At 63.8% G+C, this 17,704-nt stretch carries 13 protein-coding genes; 11 read left to right on the top strand and 2 right to left on the bottom strand.

The features are described from left to right. Positions 1 to 64: 64 nt before the first annotated feature. Positions 65 to 1,030, bottom strand: a complete 966-nt coding sequence (gene cysK / locus CU110_RS12965) for a cysteine synthase A (protein WP_077379423.1) — start codon at positions 1,028 to 1,030, stop codon at positions 65 to 67. A 21-nt stretch (positions 1,031 to 1,051) separates the two neighbouring features. Between cysK and CU110_RS12960 the strand changes: the two genes are divergently transcribed. The 6 genes from CU110_RS12960 (at position 1,052) to CU110_RS12935 (ending at position 10,991) form a co-directional block, all read left to right on the top strand. Beyond that, entirely contained in the window at positions 1,052 to 2,770 is a 1,719-nt protein-coding gene (locus CU110_RS12960) for an AMP-binding protein (RefSeq protein ID WP_127736249.1), read from the top strand. 183 nt (positions 2,771 to 2,953) lie between these two features. Continuing rightward, on the top strand, positions 2,954 to 7,120 hold the full coding sequence (gene hrpA, locus CU110_RS12955; protein ID WP_084209293.1) for an ATP-dependent RNA helicase HrpA: 4,167 nt from the start codon (positions 2,954 to 2,956) through the stop codon (positions 7,118 to 7,120). Positions 7,121 to 7,159: 39 nt separating this feature from the next. After that, complete coding sequence (locus CU110_RS12950; protein WP_084209292.1) at positions 7,160 to 8,404, top strand: beta-ketoacyl-ACP synthase III; 1,245 nt, start codon at positions 7,160 to 7,162, stop codon at positions 8,402 to 8,404. 111 nt (positions 8,405 to 8,515) lie between these two features. After that, positions 8,516 to 9,271 carry a VacJ family lipoprotein gene (locus tag CU110_RS12945; RefSeq protein ID WP_240499592.1) on the top strand — a complete coding sequence of 252 codons (756 nt, stop codon included), beginning with the start codon at positions 8,516 to 8,518 and terminating at the stop codon, positions 9,269 to 9,271. Between the two features lie 21 nt (positions 9,272 to 9,292). After that, complete coding sequence (locus tag CU110_RS12940; protein WP_084209291.1) at positions 9,293 to 10,444, top strand: PP2C family protein-serine/threonine phosphatase; 1,152 nt, start codon at positions 9,293 to 9,295, stop codon at positions 10,442 to 10,444. After that, on the top strand, positions 10,434 to 10,991 hold the full coding sequence (locus tag CU110_RS12935) for an STAS domain-containing protein (protein ID WP_346427141.1): 558 nt from the start codon (positions 10,434 to 10,436) through the stop codon (positions 10,989 to 10,991). Before CU110_RS12940 ends, CU110_RS12935 begins: the two co-directional genes overlap by 11 nt. A gap of 9 nt (positions 10,992 to 11,000) precedes the next feature. Here the strand turns inward: CU110_RS12935 and tal are convergent, their stop codons facing one another. Further along, positions 11,001 to 11,939 (bottom strand): transaldolase, encoded by a 939-nt coding sequence (gene tal, locus CU110_RS12930; protein ID WP_077379279.1) that lies wholly within the window; start codon positions 11,937 to 11,939, stop codon positions 11,001 to 11,003. Here tal and CU110_RS12925 point away from each other — a divergent pair. The 5 genes from CU110_RS12925 (at position 11,938) to pstB (ending at position 17,698) form a co-directional block, all read left to right on the top strand. Continuing rightward, positions 11,938 to 13,203 (top strand): Bcr/CflA family multidrug efflux MFS transporter, encoded by a 1,266-nt coding sequence (locus CU110_RS12925; RefSeq protein ID WP_127736246.1) that lies wholly within the window; start codon positions 11,938 to 11,940, stop codon positions 13,201 to 13,203. The two genes, tal and CU110_RS12925, sit on opposite strands and share 2 nt — an antisense overlap. 124 nt (positions 13,204 to 13,327) lie before the next feature. Further along, complete coding sequence (locus CU110_RS12920) at positions 13,328 to 14,278, top strand: substrate-binding domain-containing protein (RefSeq protein ID WP_127736243.1); 951 nt, start codon at positions 13,328 to 13,330, stop codon at positions 14,276 to 14,278. A gap of 65 nt (positions 14,279 to 14,343) precedes the next feature. Further along, on the top strand, positions 14,344 to 15,600 hold the full coding sequence (pstC, locus tag CU110_RS12915; RefSeq protein ID WP_077379287.1) for a phosphate ABC transporter permease subunit PstC: 1,257 nt from the start codon (positions 14,344 to 14,346) through the stop codon (positions 15,598 to 15,600). A gap of 14 nt (positions 15,601 to 15,614) precedes the next feature. Continuing rightward, positions 15,615 to 16,781, top strand: coding sequence for a phosphate ABC transporter permease PstA (gene pstA, locus CU110_RS12910; protein WP_077379289.1), 1,167 nt, complete (start codon positions 15,615 to 15,617; stop codon positions 16,779 to 16,781). A gap of 113 nt (positions 16,782 to 16,894) precedes the next feature. Next, positions 16,895 to 17,698: a phosphate ABC transporter ATP-binding protein PstB gene (gene pstB / locus CU110_RS12905; RefSeq protein WP_077379425.1), complete on the top strand. Its 804-nt coding sequence runs from the start codon at positions 16,895 to 16,897 to the stop codon at positions 17,696 to 17,698. Positions 17,699 to 17,704 lie beyond the last annotated feature (6 nt).

The following is a 17,704-nucleotide window of genomic DNA, read 5'->3' as shown; positions in this document are numbered from 1 at the left end:
TTCGATCGCCAGACACACGAAGGGCCGCAATCGCGGCCCTTCGTGTGTCTGGCTTGCATCAGATTCAGCCTTCGACATCATCGAACATGCCGGCGAACATCGGCGAGGACAGGTAGCGTTCGCCACTGTCCGGCAGGATGACGACGATGGACTTGTCGGCGTAGGCCGGGTCTTCGGCCAGGCGCAGTGCCGCAGTCATCGCCGCACCACAGGAGATGCCGCACATGATGCCTTCTTCCTGCATGATACGGCGTGCCATGGCCATGGCGTCTTCGCTGACCACCGACTCGACGCGGTCGATCAGCGTCAGATCCAGATTGTCGGGGATGAAGTTGGCACCGATCCCCTGGATCTTGTGCGGTGCCGGGGTGATGGGCTCGCCCTTGAGGCGCTGGGCAATGATGGCCGATTCCGCCGGCTCTACCGCCACGGCTTCCAGCGTCTGGCCACGCACCGTCTTGAAGTAGCGTGCGATACCGCTGATGGTACCGCCGGTGCCGACCCCCGCGACCAGCACGTCCATGTCGCCGTCCAGCGCATCCCAGAGCTCAGGGCCGGTGGTTTCCTCATGGATGCGCGGGTTGGCCGGATTGGAGAACTGCTGCGGCAGGAAGTAGCGCTCCGGCTCGGCCTTCTTGAGTTCGCAGGCCTTGTCGATGGCGCCCTGCATGCCCTTGGCGGGGTCGGTCAGCACCAGATTGGCACCCAGTGACTTCAGCACCTTGCGGCGCTCCATGCTCATGGAGGACGGCATGGTCAGGGTGACGGGGTAGCCACGCGCCGCACCGACGAAGGCCAGCGCGATACCGGTATTGCCGGAGGTCGGCTCGACGATCTCCATGCCCGGCTTGAGCTCGCCGCGCGCTTCCGCATCCCACACCATGCTGGCACCGATCCGGCATTTGACGGAGAAGGCCGGGTTGCGGGCTTCCACCTTGGCGTACAGGCGCGGGTGGCGGCTGAGGCGGTTGATCTTGACCAGCGGTGTATTGCCGATGGCCTGTGAGTTGTCCTGGTAGATCTTTGCCATGGGGAAATCTCTATGTGAACGATGGTTTCAATCGATCGTTTTACAATCTCGAGGCGGCTGGTTAAGGTCCTGATTCTCAGCGGTGAGCCGTTGTCCGGTCTCGAGGAGTACCCCTCGATTCTGGAGGTCTTCGAGGCCAGCTGCGCCAATTATGCCGAGCGTCCGGCCTTCAGCTGCATGGACAAGACGCTGAGCTACGCCGATGTGGATCGCCTGTCGCGCGACTTCGCCGCCTGGCTTGAGCATGAGACCGGCCTTGAGCCCGGGGATCGCATCGCCATCCAGCTGCCGAACCTGCTGCAGTTCCCGGTGGCCGTGTTCGGGGCGCTGCGCGCCGGTCTGGTGGTGGTCAACACCAACCCGCTCTACACCGAGCGTGAGATGCAGCACCAGTTCCATGACTCCGGCGCACGCGCCATCGTGATTCTGGCCAACATGGCGGACAAGCTCGAGAAGGTGCTCAAGCGCACGTCCATCGAGGAGGTCATCATCACCGAGATCGGTGACCTGCATGATTTCCCCAAGCGCCCGTTGATCAACCTGGCCGTACGCTACGTCAAGAAGATGGTGCCGAAGTACCATCTGCCCGACGCCCACTCGCTGCGCAGCGTGCTCAAGCGCGGCGCGGGGCTCTCGCACACGCGTGTCACGCGAGAGGCCGACGACATCGCGGCACTCCAGTACACCGGCGGGACCACCGGGGTCGCCAAGGGCACCATGCTGACCCACCGCAATCTGGTGGCCAACATGCTGCAGGCGCGCGGTGTGATCAGTGATGTGCTCAATGAAGGCCACGAGGTGCTGATCGCGCCGCTGCCGGTCTATCACATCTATACCTTCACGGTGAATTGCCTCTACAGCATGGAGAGCGGCAACCACAGCGTGCTGATCACCAATCCCCGTGACATCGATGGCTTCATCAAGACGCTGGCCAGGACACCGTTCACCGCCTTCGTCGGCCTCAATACGCTGTTCTCGGCGCTGTGCCAGCGCGATGATTTCAAGGCGCTGGACTTCTCGAGCCTCAAGCTGACCATCTCCGGCGGCATGGCCCTGACGCGCAGCGCGGCTGAACGCTGGGAAGCCGTCACCGGCTGCCCGATCGCCGAGGGCTACGGCATGACCGAGACCTCGCCCATCGTCAGCTTCAACCCCCCGCGTGAGCTGCAGCTGGGGACCATCGGCAAGCCGGTGCCCGGCACCGAACTCAAGGTGGTGGATGCCGAGGGCGTGACGCTGGGGCGTGACGCGCCGGGTGAGCTGTGCGTGCGCGGTCCCCAGGTGATGAAGGGCTATTGGCAGCGTGATGACGCCACGCGTGAGGCGATGGATGACGAGGGCTTCATTCGCACCGGCGATATCGCGGTCATCCAGCCGGATGGCTTCGTGCGCATCGTCGATCGCAAGAAGGACATGATCATCGTCTCCGGCTTCAATGTGTTCCCCAACGAGATCGAGGACGTGGTCAGCGGGCATCCGGATATCGTCGAGGCCGCGGCGGTCGGCGTGCCGGACGAGCAGAGCGGTGAGGCGATCAAGCTGTTTGTCGTGTCCAGCAACCCGGATCTCGACCGCGACAGCCTGCGCAGCTGGTGCAAGGAGCAGCTGACCGGCTACAAGGTGCCGCGTTTCGTCGAATTCCGCGATGAGCTGCCCAAGACCAACGTGGGCAAGGTGCTGCGCCGTGAACTGCGTGACAGCGACGACGAAGGAGGCAATACCCCGGTGCGCGAGACCTGAGCCACCAAGGTTGGGCGTGGCTACGCGCGGGGCTACAATGGACGGCCCGTCACTCGTTGGCGGGCCGTTTCGTCATTCAGGTCTCGTGGCTCGCTGCCCTGTGCAGTCGGGCGAGAGGCTGAGTTCCCGAGAGTATCCGGCTGCGCGCGTGGCGTGTGGTCGCTGGTTGAGAAGAGGCAGTCCTTGAGCGACACCGCTACCGCACCGTCCGAACATGCGCGTCTTGAAGCCCTTGCGGCTCGCCTCGAACGCGCCCTGAGCCGTGATCAGCGCGAGCTGGGCAAGCGCCTGGCTGGCCTGCGTCGGCGTCTCAAGGAAGGCAAGCCGGTCGATCGTGCCATCAACGATATCGAGAGCCGCCTCGAGGCGAGCATCGCCCAGCGTGCCGCGCGCGAGACGGCGCTGGCGCGCTGGCAGACACCGGCCGCACTCAACTATCCGCCGGAGCTGCCGGTGGTGGAGCGTCGCGAGGACATCCTCGCCGCGCTCGCCGAGCATCAGATCGTGGTGGTCGCCGGTGAGACAGGCTCGGGCAAGACCACCCAGCTGCCCAAGCTGTGTCTGGAGATGGGGCTGGGGCGCAATGGTCTGATCGGCCACACCCAGCCACGCCGTCTGGCGGCGCGCTCGGTGGCGGCGCGTCTGGCCGAGGAGCTCGAGACGACCCTCGGCGAGACGGTCGGCTATCAGGTGCGCTTCAACGACACCACTGGCCCGTCGACGCTGATCAAGCTGATGACCGACGGTATCCTGCTGGCGGAAACCCAGCATGATCCGGACCTGAGCCGCTACGAGGCGATCATCATCGATGAGGCCCACGAGCGCAGTCTGAACATCGACTTCCTGCTCGGCTATCTCAAGCGCCTCACCGCGCGCCGTCCGGATCTCAAGATCATCATCACCTCGGCGACCATCGACGTGGAGCGCTTCAGTCAGCACTTCGCGGCCCAGGATGGCACGCCGGCACCCATCGTCTCGGTCAGCGGGCGCAACTTCCCGGTCGAGACCCAATACCTGCCGCTGGTGCGCGATGCCGAGGATGAGGAAGACCTCAGCCTGCAGGAAGGTATCCTGCGCGCGGTGGAAGAGCTGTCGCTGATCGAGCGCGAGAAGGGCTGGATGCAGGGTCCGCGTGACGTGTTGATCTTCCTGCCCGGCGAGCGCGAGATCCGCGCCACCGCGGATACCCTGCGTCGCGCCCAGCTGCGCGATACCGAGGTATTGCCGCTGTACGCGCGGCTCTCGAACGAAGAGCAGAATCGCGTCTTCCAGCCGCATCGTGGCCGGCGCATCGTGCTGGCCACCAACGTCGCCGAGACCTCGCTGACCGTGCCGGGCATCCGCTACGTGATCGACCCGGGGCTGGTGCGCATCAGTCGTTACAGCTATCGCTCCAAGATCCAGCGACTGCCGGTGGAACCGATCAGTCAGGCCAGCGCCAATCAGCGCAAGGGCCGCTGCGGGCGTATCGCCGAAGGCCTGTGCATCCGCCTCTACAGCGAGGAGGATTTCCTCGCGCGCCCGGAATACACCGAGCCGGAAATCCAGCGCACCAATCTGGCCTCGGTGATTCTGTCGATGCTGTCGCTCAAGCTGGGCGACATCGAGAAGTTTCCCTTCGTCGATGCCCCGGATTCGCGCTTCGTCACCGATGGTTTCCGCCTGCTGCGCGAACTGGGGGCGGTGGATGAGCACAACCGTCTGAGTCGTGATGGTCGCACCCTGGCACGTCTGCCCATCGACCCGCGTCTGGCGCGCATGGTGCTGGAAGGCGCCTCGCGCGGCTGTCTGCGTGAAGTGCTGATCATCGTCAGTGCACTGTCGATCCAGGACCCGCGCGAGCGTCCCGCCGACAAGCGCCAGCAGGCGGATCAGATTCACCACGAGTGGGACGATGACAGCTCCGATTTCGTCAGCTGGCTGAATCTGTGGGAAGGCTTCGAGCTGGCGCGTGACGCGCTGGGAGCCAACCCGCTGCGTCGCTGGTGCAAGGCGCGCTTCCTCAACTATCTGCGTCTGCGCGAGTGGCATGACACCTTCCGTCAGCTCAAGCAGCTGACGCGGGATCTTGGGCTGGAGATGACCAGCAGCCAGCATGCGCGTGACGCCGAGGCACAGGCCGAGGTCACCGCGCGAGTGCTGGCGTCTCCGGGCCAGGGCCGTCGTCCGTCGGTGGCCATTGATCATGAAGCCCTGCATCGTGCGCTGTTGACCGGGCTGCTCTCCAATCTCGGCCTCAAGCAGGAAAATCGCGAGTATCTCGGGGCGCGCAACCGACGCTTCTTCGTGCATCCGGGCTCCGGTGTGGCCAAGAAGTCGCCCAAGTGGGTGATGGCGGCCGAGATGGTCGAGACCACCAGGCTCTACGCGCGACAGGTCGCGGCGATCAAGCCCGAGTGGGTCGAGCCGCTGGCCGAGCATCTGGTCAAGCGCAGCTACAGCGAGCCGCACTGGGAGATGAAGCGTGCCCAGGTGGTCGCCAGTGAGCAGGTCACGCTGTTCGGCCTGCCCATCGTCACCGCGCGCAAGGTGCATTACGGCCCGCTGGCGCCACAGGAATCCCGCGAGCTGTTCATCCGCCGCGCGCTGGTCGAGGGTGAATTCCAGACCCGCGCGCCATTCTTCGCCCATAATCGTGGCCTGATGGAGGAAGTCGGGGAGCTTGAGGATCGTGCGCGCCGGCGTGACATTCTCGTCGATGAGGAGACGCTGTTCGCCTTCTATGCCGAGCGGATTCCGGAAGGCATCTACAACGGGCGCGGCTTCGACAAGTGGCGCAAGGATGCCGAGCGCGACAATCCGAATGTCCTGCATCTGGATCTCGATGACCTGATGGCGCGCGATGCCGAGGAAGTCACCGCCGCACGCTATCCCGAGCAGCTGCATCACAATGGTGTCGCCTATCCGCTGAGCTATCACTTCGCGCCCGGCGCGGTGGATGACGGCGTGACCATGACGGTCCCGGCGGCGATGCTCTCCCAGCTGCCGCGCTATCGCATCGAGTGGCTGGTGCCGGGGCTGCTGCGGGACAAGGCCATCGGCCTGATGAAATCGCTGCCCAAGCAGTATCGCAAGCAGGTGGTGCCGATTCCCAACTGGGTCGATGCCGCGCTTGAGGCGTTGACCCCGGATGACGTGCCGTTGACCGACGCGCTGGCCGAGTTCATGCGCGTCAAGACTGGCCTGCGCCTGCCGTCGGATGCCTGGGCGCCGGAGACGCTGGAGCCGCACCTGAACATGAATCTGCGCATCGTCGATCAGGACGGCAAGGTGCTGGGGGAGGGGCGTGATCTTGAAGTGCTCGAGGCGCGTTTCAAGGACTCGGCGGCCGCCGCGGCACGCGCCATGGCCAGTCGCAGCCGCGATGCCGACAGTGAAGTGCTGGAAGACCTGCCGGAGGCGCCGATCGCGACCTCCCACAGCACCACCCAGGCAGGCATTCGGGTCGAGGCCTATCCGGCGCTGGTGGTGAAGCCGTCGGTGCCCGCCGAGGGCGGCATGAGTGCCAAGGAACGCAAGCTGGCTCGCAAGACCGGCAGAAACAGTGCACCGTCAAGTCACTCGCCCGCGAATGCTGCCACCTCAAGCGAGCAGCAGCTGAGCGTGGAGCTGTTCGATCATCCGGCCAAGGCCGCCGCCGCGCATCGTGATGGCATCACGCGTCTGGCGATGGCACGCCTGCCGGACCAGGTGCGCTATCTGGACCGGGAGTTCAAGGCACTGGAGCGCTGCGCGCTGCTGTTCGCCAAGGTCGGCACGCGTCGCGTGCTGGCGGATGACTTCCTCTACAGCGTCTTCGAGCAGGTGATGGCCGTCGAGCCGCTGCCGCGTTCGCGCGGTGAGTTGCAGGCGCGTCTGGATGACAAGCGGGCCGAGCTGGTGCCCCACGCCGAAGCACTGATCAAGCCGTTGGAGGCTGCGCTCACGCAGCATCTGGAGCTTTCCAAGCGCCTCAAGGGCAAGATCGACTTCTCGATGGCGCTGGTGGTGGCAGACCTCAAGGCCCAGCAGGCCCGCCTGGTGCACCCGGGCTTCCTCCAGGAGGCGGGTGCCTGGCTGCATCAGCTGCCACGCTATGTGGAGGCGATGCTGATCCGTCTCGACAAGGCCCCGCGTGAGCGCATGCGTGATCAACGTGACATGGAGGCGGTCAAGAGCTTCGAGACACGCCTTGATGCCCGCCTGAGCAAGGCCCGCGAGCAGGGCCTGCCCGATGCGGAGCTGGAGGAGTTCGGCTGGTGGCTGCAGGAGCTGCGCGTCTCATTGTTCGCTCAGCAGCTCGGCACGCTGGAGACCGTCTCCCCCAAGCGGCTGGAGAAGCGCTGGCAGGAATTGATGGCGCGGCGCTGAGGTGGTCTCCGACGAGAGGCCACTGTCAGGAGTGGATGCATGCCCAACAACGACAATCAGCACGCTGCCGACCCTCGCGCCACCACGGCGGAGCGCCAGCTGGACGCCACTGGCAATCACCGCGTGCTGATCACCGGCACCGGCCTCTACACGCCGGAACATGCCGTCAGCAACGAGGCGCTGGTCGCCTCCTTCAATGCCTGGGTGGCGGCGGACAACGCCGCCAATGCCGAGGCCATCGCTCGGGGCGAGCGCGAGCCGCGTACCGAGTCCAGCGCTGAATTCATCGTCAAGGCCTCGGGTATCCACAGCCGCTACGTGCTGGATGCCGAGGGCATTCTCGACCCTGAGCGCATGCGCCCGCGGCTGCCCGCGCGCGACAATGATCAACCCTCGGTGCAGTGCGAGATGGGCGTGGCGGCCGCGCGTGAGGCGCTGGCCGCGGCGGGCGTGAAGGCCGAGGAACTTGATCTGGTCATCGTGGCCTGCTCCAATCTCGAGCGCCCCTATCCGGCCGTGGCGGTGGAGCTGCAGGCGGCGCTAGAGGCCGGTGGCTATGCCTTTGACATGAACGTGGCGTGCAGCTCCGCCACCTTCGGGATCGAGACCGCGGCCAACGCCATCCGCAGTGGCAGCGCGCAGCGGGTGTTGATGGTCAATCCCGAGATCTGCAGTGCGCATCTGAATTTCCGTGATCGCGACAGTCACTTCATCTTCGGCGATGCCTGCACGGCCGTGGTGCTGGAAGCGGCGGATGTCGCCACGCGCACCGATGGCTTCGAGGTGCTCGGTACGCGACTGGTGACCCGTTTCTCCAACGCGATACGCAACAATTTCGGCTTCCTCAATCGCGCGGCAGTGCTTGAGGATGATGTGGCATCTGCCACGACGCTGGACAGCGCCACGCACCGTGAACAGGCCGATGACAAGCTGTTCATCCAGGAAGGTCGGCGCGTGTTCCGCGAAGTCTGCCCGATGGTGGCCGAGCTGATCACCACGCATCTGGGCGAGATCGAGGCCGATGGCGGTGATCTTGATCGCATGTGGCTGCACCAGGCCAATCGCCACATGAACGACATGATCGCTCGTCGTGTGCTGGGGCGTGATCCGTCGAGCGAGGAAGCGCCGATCATTCTCGACCGCTACGCCAATACCAGCTCGGCGGGGTCGGTGATCGCCTTCCATCTGCATCATGCGGATCTGCCCGCTGGCAGCCTGGGTGTGCTTTGCTCCTTCGGGGCCGGCTACAGTGCGGGAAGCGTGCTGCTGAAACGCTGTGGCTGAGCACTGGCTCCTGGCGTGAGCGGAACGTATAAAGAAGACCGGACCTGACAGCCATGGATGTGGCAAGGACCGCTGCAGGATTCCAACAGACTTACAGGTGATGCGATGCACATGATCAAGACTTCCCTGCCGGCACTGCTGGCCATGTCTCTGCTGGCCGGTTGTGCCAGTACAGGTGACAGCGAGCCGAATCCCCAGGACCCGTGGGAGGGCTTCAACCGCAACGTCTACACCTTCAATGACACCCTGGATCGCTATGCGCTCAAGCCGGTGGCTCAGGGCTACGATTACGTGACGCCGGAGCTGGTTCAGGATGGCGTGGGCAACTTCTTCTCCAACCTCGGGGAAGTGCGCACCATGTTCAACTCGGTGCTGCAGTGGAAGTGGGCGAATGCCGGGATTTCCACGGGGCGCCTGCTGCTCAATTCCACCGTCGGTATCGGCGGGCTGTTCGATCCGGCCAGCGAGCTTGGCTGGACGGTCGACGAGGAAGATTTCGGTCAGACACTTGCCGTGTGGGGCGCCGGCCAGGGGCCTTACCTCATGTTGCCGCTGTTCGGTCCGAGCACGCTGCGTGACACTGCCGGCATGCCGGTGGATTACTTCAATGATCCGATCAACTACCTCGAGGAAGACAAGGTGCGCTATGGCCTGAAAGCACTGGATCTCGTCGATACCCGTGCCGGTCTGCTCGAGCAGGAGAAGTTGATTCAGGGAGATCGCTACAGCTTCATCCGCGATGCCTATCTGCAGCGTCGCAACTTCGAGATCAACGATGGCAAGCTCGGGGATGATCCCTTCGCCAGCGACAGTTTCGATGATGCGGATCTCGATGGTGCCTTTGCACCGGAAGATGACAGCCAGTAAGGACGGGCATGAGAGGTTGGCATGGCGGATGAGCAAGGCAAGCGTCTGTTGATCGGTCTGATCGATCTGGTCGGTTCGCGGCGTGATGCGCTGGCGACGCTGTTGACGGATGAGCGTTGTGCAGTGGCGGCCTGTGACAGCATTGCAACGCTGCCCAGTGGGGTCGCGGTGGTGGTGGCGCATGTCGAGGCCGTGGCCAGTCAGGAGTGGGCGCGTCTCGCCGAGTGCCTGCCCACGGTGGTCGTGGCCGAGAGTCGCGGCGATGAATGCCTGTTGCCCGCGGTGGAGGCGGGGCTGGTGGATTATCTGATCGCCCCGCGTGAGCATGGCTCGGTGTTGCGCAGTCTGCTCAAGCGGGCGGCGGAGCATCACCAGCTCGCGCATGAACACGCCAAGGCCCGCGCGCGTCTCGAGGAGCTCAACGAGCATCTCGAGACGCATCTGGCGATGCTGCGTCAGGACCAGCTGGCCGGTGGGCAGATTCAGCAACGCTTGTTGCCGGAAAGTGGGCAGAGAATCAATGGCATCCGCTATGACTACTGCCTGTCGCCCTCGTTGTATCTGTCGGGAGATTTTCTCGAGTATCAGGCGATCGATGAGCGTTTCAGTCTGTTCTATTTCGCCGATGTCTCCGGGCATGGGGCGTCTTCGGCCTTCGTGACGGTGCTGCTCAAGCTATTGTTCGCGCGTGCGATTCGCCACTGGGAGGAACATACGCCGGAAACCTTCGGTCCTGAATGGCTGGCGTTGCTCAACCGTGAGCTGCTGGACAGTGGCATCGGCAAGCACGCGACCGTGCTGTGCGGTGTGATTGACCGTGAAGCGGCCACACTGCATTACACCCTGGGGGCCCAGCTGCCGATGCCGGTCCTGGTGACTCCGGAGGGTGGGATTCAGGTACTGGAAGGCAGCGGGCGCCCGGTAGGCCTCTTCCCAGGCACCCGCTATCCGGCGTATCGTGTGGCGCTTCCCGCGCGTTTCCGCCTGTGGCTGGCCAGTGATGGTGTGCTGGAGTGCCTGCCGGGCGAGGCGCTGGAGGAACGAACTCAAGCACTGCATCAACGGATACTGAGCAGTGAGGATGTGCAGGGATTGCGCCGCGGTCTGGCACTGGATGGTGAGCTGCCGGATGACCTTACCCTGATGACGCTGACAGGATTCCATGATGGATGAAGGACGTATCCAGGCCGTGTTCGATGACGGCCTGTTCGTGCTCAAGCTGTCGGGTGACGTACGCCTGACACTGTGTGCCACGCTGGACCAGCAGGTTCAACGCGTGGCAGCGGTCGATGGTCTGGAAAGCGTGATCATCGATCTGCGCGAAGCCACCAACATTGACTCCACTGCACTGGGCTTTCTGGCCAAGCTGGCACTGGCCGTGCGGGATCGTCTGATCCTGCCGGCCCAGGTGGTAGCGGCTCACCCTGATGTGATGACCATGCTCAAGGTCATGGGGTTCGATGAGGTGGCCAGTGTCGTGGATGCCAGTCAGCTGGCGGAGGCGGAGCAGGCCGAGCTGGACAGCTCGGGCTGTGATGACGCCACGGCGGAGGTGCCGGTCGAGGGTGGGGCAGAGGCCTCGGCGAGTCAGGAGCAGGCACTGCGCGGCCGTATTCTCGAGGCGCATCGTCTGTTGATGTGTCTCAATGGCCACAATCGCCTGCAGTTCCAGCCCTTGATCGAGCTTCTGGAAAGCGAGGAGCAGCGCCAGCCGCATTGACGATGCGGCTCAGTGGCTGCGCAGTTCGGCCAGCAGTGACTCGAGCTTGCGCTGATCCGCCATGAACTTGCGGATGCCTTCGCCCAGCTTCTCGGTGGCCATGGCATCTTCGTTCATGTCCCAGCGGAAGTTGGACTCGGTCAGCACTTCCGGCACGTTGCGCTCGGCATCGGCGGCCTGCAGACGACGCGCCAGCGGGCCCGTGCTTTCGGCCAGCTCACCCAGCAGCGCCGGAGAGATGGTCAGGCGGTCGCAACCGGCCAGGGCTTCGATTTCCCCGGTGTTGCGGAAGCTGGCGCCCATCACGATGGTCTTGTAGCCGTGACCCTTGTAGTGCTCGTAGATGGCCTTGACGGACTTCACGCCCGGGTCGTTGTCGCCGCTGAAATCGGCATCCGGCTGGTTGGCCTTGTGCCAGTCGAGGATACGGCCGACGAAGGGCGAGATCAGCGTCACGCCGGCATCAGCGCAGGCCTGGGCCTGGGCGAAGCTGAACAGCAGCGTCAGGTTGGTACGGATGCCTTCACGCTCGAGCTTCTCGGCGGCACGAATGCCTTCCCAGGTGGAGGCGGTCTTGATCAGGATGCGCTCCTGACCGACGCCATTGGCGGCGTAGCGCTCGATGATGCGATGCGCGCGACGGATGGTCTCGTCGGCATCGAAGGACAGGCGGGCGCTGACTTCGGTGGAGACATAGCCCGGTACCAGACCGGCGATCTCGGTGCCGATATCCACGGCCACGGCGTCCACGGCATCGTCGATGTCGGTGGCCTTGCGCGCGACCTCGGTCAGGCGCTCGCGACGCGACGGGTCCTGGGCGGCCTGCAGGATCAGCGACGGGTTGGTGGTAGCATCTGTGGGCGCGAAGCGACGAATCGCCTCGAGGTCACCGGTGTCGGCGACAACGGTGGTCATGTCCTTGAGTTGGGAGAGCTTGTCCTGTGCCATGCAAGAGTTTCCTGTACTGAGCGCGGGTCGTCCGACGGGAGGGGATGTGGACAAGCGTCAAACCCGTCAGCTGGCCTTGCTGGTCGCTGCCAACACCGCACTGGCCCCCTTGGCCATCGATGCCTATCTGCCGGCATTGCCGGCCATGGCGGAAGCGCTCGACACCAGCGTCCATCATACGGAGCTGTCGCTGTCGATCTTCCTGCTCGGCTTCTCGCTGGGGCAGTTGATCTTCGGGCCGCTGTCGGACCGCATCGGCCGCAAGCCGGTGTTGCTCTCCGGGATCTTCGTCTTCCTGCTGGCGAGTCTGGCGATCACCCAGGTCGACAGTCTCGAAGGCCTCTATGCGTTGCGATTCGTGCAGGCGCTGGGCGGCGGGGCCTCGGTGGTGAATTCCTCGGCGATCGTGCGTGACTGCTTCAGCGGGCGCGAGGCGGCCAAGGTGCTCTCGACCGTCGCGGTGATCATGATGCTGGCACCGCTGATCGCCCCGGCGATCGGCAGTCTGCTGCTGGGCTTGGCGGGCTGGTGGCTGATCTTCGCCTTCCTGGCCGCCTATGCCGCCTTCCTGCTGGTCGTGCTGCCTTTCCGGCTGCCGGAGACACGCCGCCATCGCGAAGCGGATGAGCCTCCGGCCAGCATCGCGCAGGTCGCTCGCGATTATGTCAGCGTGATGCGCCATGGCCCGGCGATGGGCTATGCCATTACCCAGGCGATGGGCTTCGGTGGCATGTTCGCCTTCATCACCGCCTCCCCGTATGTCTACATGGAGCACTTCGGTGTCACCGCCTCCTGGTACCCGGCGCTGTTCGGGGCCAACATCCTGTTCATGTTCACCGCCAATCGCCTCAACGTGCGCCTGCTGTCACGCATGTCGCCTCCACGGCTGCTGCGCATCGGGATCGGTATCCAGCTGCTCGCGGCCTGTCTGCTGGTGCTGGCATTGGCGCTGGGGCTGGATCATCTGGCGCTGATGGCACCCTTGTTGATGCTCTTCGTCGGGGCCAACGGCATGGTCGCTCCCAATGCGATTTCTTCCGCGCTCGAGTACTTCCCCCGTATCAGCGCCACCGCCAACGCCCTGATCGGCAGCCTGCAATTCGCCAGTGGCGCCTTGATCGGCATGCTGATCGCAGGGCTGGCGCTGGACAGCCTGTGGCCGATGATCCTCGGCATGCTGGGCACGGCGCTGGTCAGCAATATCCTGCTGCGCGTGCTGGCGGGGCGTCGCGCCCTGGCGCGTCATGCCGCCCCCTCGGACTGAGGGTCATTGATCACACGGCGACTCGCGATGACTGTCACACGGTTGTCATGAATGCTTGGCAAAGTGCTCCTCGTAGACAAGAAGCCAACCTCAAGGCTCATTCTTTTCGCAAGGAGTTTCAGGCATGAAGGCGTTCCTCAAGTCAGGTCTCGCAGTCGCTGTTCTCGCCGCATCCGTCGGTGCAGCAGAAGCCCGTGAACAGCTGCGCATCGTCGGCTCTTCCACGGTCTATCCGTTCTCCAGCTATGTGGCAGAAGAGCTGGGTGCCACCAGCGACTTCCCGACGCCGGTCATCGAGTCCACCGGTTCCGGTGGCGGCATGAAGCTGTTCTGTGAAGGGGTCGGGGACAGCACGCCGGACATCACCAACGCTTCCCGCCGCATGAAGACGTCCGAGTTCGAGCGCTGTGAAGAGAGTGATGGCGACATCAACCTGACGCGTGAGCAGATCACCCTGGCGGTCGCCGCTCAGGTGCCGGTCGATGGCAAGCTGGTCGACAACCCCTACACCAAGTGGTCCGAGATCGATTCCTCCCTGCCGGATCGCAAGATCACCGTCTATGGTCCGCCTTCCACGTCCGGTACGCGTGATGCCTTCGAAGAGCTGGTGATGGAAGTCTCCACCGAAGAGATGGAAGGCTACGGCGGTGAGGGTTACACCAACATCCGTCAGGACGGCCACTACATCGCGGCGGGTGAGAACGACAACCTGATCATCCAGAAACTGGTCGAGAACACCGATGCCTTCGGTATCTTCGGCTACTCCTTCCTGGAAGAGAACGCCGACAAGGTCGTCGGTGCCTCCATCGATGGCGTCCTGCCGGAAGCCGATGCCATCTCCTCCGGTGAGTACCCGGTGTCCCGCTCGCTGTTCTACTACGTGAAGAACCAGCACAAGGATGACGTGCCGGCGCAGCAGGCCTACAACGACCTGTTCATGAGCGAGAAGATGATCGGTGAGCTGGGCTACCTGAAGGGCATCGGCCTGATTCCCTTGCCCAAGGATGAGCGTGAAGCCCTGCGTGAGCAGGTGAAGAACCGCACCAAGCTGACCCTGGCTGACCTCAAGAAGTAACTGACGCAGCTGACCCAGGCAAGTTGCCTTCACTTTGCGGATAACGCGACTCCGGGACTCGAAAGATGCAGACTCAGCAGATCTTTCTCTTCTTCATTGGCATCGTGGCGCTGTCTGGCCTGATTGCCTTCTTCGTCGGCCGAGGCAAGGCGCAGAAGGTGCGTGCCAGCGGGGCAGAGATGTACGCCCAGCCGGATCAATACGGTTGGTTCACCGCCATCTCCTGTGCCGGCCCGGCACTGCTGGTCGGACTGGCCGCCGTACTGGCGATCGCCACGGCCGGGGTATCCATCGAGGGCGCCGAGCTGCTGGCTGCCAGCCTCGTCGTCGCAGGTGTCGGCATGCTCATCGGTCTGGCGCTGGTGAAGCCTGATTTTCACGCGCGCAATGCGATCGAGACATTGATTCGTTATGTGCTGATCGGGGCGGCGATGATCTCCATCGTCACGACGTTCGGCATTCTGGCTTCCATCATCTTCGAAGCCATCCGCTTCTTCCAGATGGAAAGCTTCTGGACCTTCATCACCGGCACCACCTGGGACCCGGGCAACAGCTTCCAGCTGGCAGCCGGCCGTGGCGAGGGCGTCGAGAGCACCGCCAACTTCGGGGCGGTTCCGCTGTTCGCCGGTACCTTCATGATCACCCTGATCGCCATGCTGGTGGCCATTCCCATCGGCCTGCTGGCGGCGGTCTACATGTCGGAATTCGCCCCGGAGCGCGTGCGTACCGTGGCCAAGCCGGTGCTGGAAGTGCTCGCCGGTATCCCGACCGTCGTCTATGGCTTCTTCGCCGCCATCACCGTGGCACCGCTGATCGTCGACATCTTCTCGCCGCTGGGTATCGAGGCGTCCTACAACAATGCTCTGGCGCCGGGACTGGTCATGGGCATCATGATCATTCCCTTCATCTCCTCACTGTCGGATGACGTCATCACCTCCGTGCCGGACACCATGCGTCAGGGATCTCTGGCGCTGGGCATGACCCAGGGCGAGACCATCCGCAATGTCATCCTGCCGGCCGCGCTGCCGGGCATCATCTCGGCGTCACTGCTGGCCATGTCGCGTGCGCTGGGCGAGACGATGATCGTGGTGATGGCGGCGGGCATGCGTCCGAATCTGACCGCCAACCCGCTGGAAGACATGACCACCGTGACGGTGCGTATCGTTGCCGCGCTGACGGGAGACCAGGAATTCGCGAGTGCCGAGACATTGTCCGCCTTCGCGCTGGGTCTGGTGCTGTTCGTCGTCACCTTGCTGCTGAACATGGTCTCGGTGGTTCTCATCCGCCGCTTCCGTGAGAAGTACAGCGCCAACAATCTGTGAGGCCGAGACAAGACATGAGCCATTCCTTCGACGATATCTCGGCCCAGCTCAAGGGCCGTCATCGCCGCACTCAGCGCCTGAAGTACATGTCCATGGCGGCGCTGGCCCTGGCGGCAACCTTCCTGGTGGTGTTCATCGGCGACATGCTGATGCGCGGCTATCCGGCCTTCCAGCAGGCGGAGCTCAAGGTACCGGTCACCTACAGCGAGCAGTCACGCGAGATTCCGCTGGCGGCGGTGGAAGAGGATGTGCGTGAGCTGGTCAGCCGCGGCTGGCTGCGTCAGCTGCCACGCGAGATGAAGGCCAACCCGGAGCTGCTGGGCCAGACCCTCGAGACCTGGGTGATCGCGGACGACCGGGTGGATCAGTACCTCAAGGGCCACAAGGCGCATCTCAAGCCCAAGCAGATCGCCGTACTGGATCGCATGGTCGAGAACGGCACGGCCGAGCTCAAGTTCAACATCAACTTCTTCACCACCGGTGATTCCAAGATGCCGGAATATGCCGGTATCTGGTCGGCGGCGATGGGCACGATCCTGACGTTGCTGGTCACTCTGGCCTTCGCCTTCCCGGTCGGCGTGCTGACCGCGGTCTACCTGGAGGAGTTCGCGCCGGACAATCGCCTCACCCAGGCGATCGAGATCAACATCAACAATCTGGCGGCGGTGCCGTCGATCCTGTTCGGTCTGCTGGGCCTGGCGATCTTCATCAACTTCTTCGGCATGCCGCGCTCGTCCCCGCTGGTCGGTGGTCTGACGCTGGGGCTGATGACGCTGCCGGTGATCATCATCACCACCCGCTCCGCACTGCGCAGCGTGCCGGACACCATTCGTCAGGCAGCCTTCGGCGTTGGCTGCTCGCGCTGGCAGGTCGTGCGGGATCACGTTCTGCCGCTGTCATTGCCGGGTATCCTGACGGGTTCCATCATCGGTCTGGCGCAGGCGATGGGGGAAACCGCTCCCTTGATCATCGTCGGCATGGTGGCCTTCATTCCGGATGCACCGACCTCCATCACCCAGGCGGCCACCGTGCTGCCGGCCCAGATCTTCACCTGGGCAGGTGAGCCGGAACAGGCCTACGTCGAGCGGACTGCGGCGGGCATCCTGGTGCTGCTGTCAGTGCTGATCTTCCTCAACGCCGCAGCCGTCATGCTGCGCAAGAAATTCGAGCGTCGCTGGTAGGTCGGTGGATCACGTCCCGCCGAGGCGGGACGCACGACATGACCAGACCCACGACTGAACAAGGAATACGAGACATGAACAGCACCGTCGCCACCCCCGCCAAGCCTGTCGCCATGGCACGCCCCGGCACACCGATCGTGACCAACGAAGAGGCCAATCATGAGCTGGCCATCCGTGTGGAAGACCTCAACCTGTGGTACGGCGAGAAGCAGGCGCTGAAGAACATCAACATCGACATCTTCCAGAAGAATGTCACCGCGTTGATCGGGCCGTCCGGGTGCGGCAAGTCGACCTTCCTGCGCTGCCTGAATCGCATGAATGACCTGATCCGCAGCGTGCGCATCGAGGGTCTGGTCGAGATGGACGGGCGTGACGTCAATGCCCGCAACATGGATGAAGTGGCACTGCGTCGCCGTGTTGGCATGGTGTTCCAGAAGCCGAACCCGTTCCCCAAGTCCATCTATGACAACATCGCCTATGCGCCGACCATGCACGACCTGGTCAGCCGTCGTGCCGACAAGGACGATCTGGTCGAGAGCGCGCTGCGTGATGCCGGCCTGTGGGAAGAGGTGAAGGACATTCTGGATCAGCCGGGCACCTCGCTGTCCGGTGGTCAGCAGCAGCGTCTGTGCATCGCGCGTGCGATCGCGGTCAAGCCGGACGTCATCCTGATGGATGAGCCGACCTCGGCGCTGGACCCGATTTCCACCGCGACCATCGAAGACCTGATGGACAAGCTGAAGACCCAGTTCTCCATCGTGACCGTGACCCACAACATGCAGCAGGCGGCGCGTGTCGCCGATTACACCGCCTTCTTCCACATGGGCGAGCTGATCGAGTACAACGACACCAAGACGATGTTCTCCAATCCGCACACCAAGAAGGCCGAGGACTACATCACCGGTCGCTATGGCTGAGGACTG

This window comes from Cobetia sp. ICG0124, assembly GCF_004006355.1.
Classification (GTDB): Bacteria; Pseudomonadota; Gammaproteobacteria; order Pseudomonadales; family Halomonadaceae; genus Cobetia; species Cobetia marina.
The sequence above is the reverse complement of the archived record's forward strand: the minus strand, read 5'-3'. Positions and strand labels throughout refer to the sequence as shown.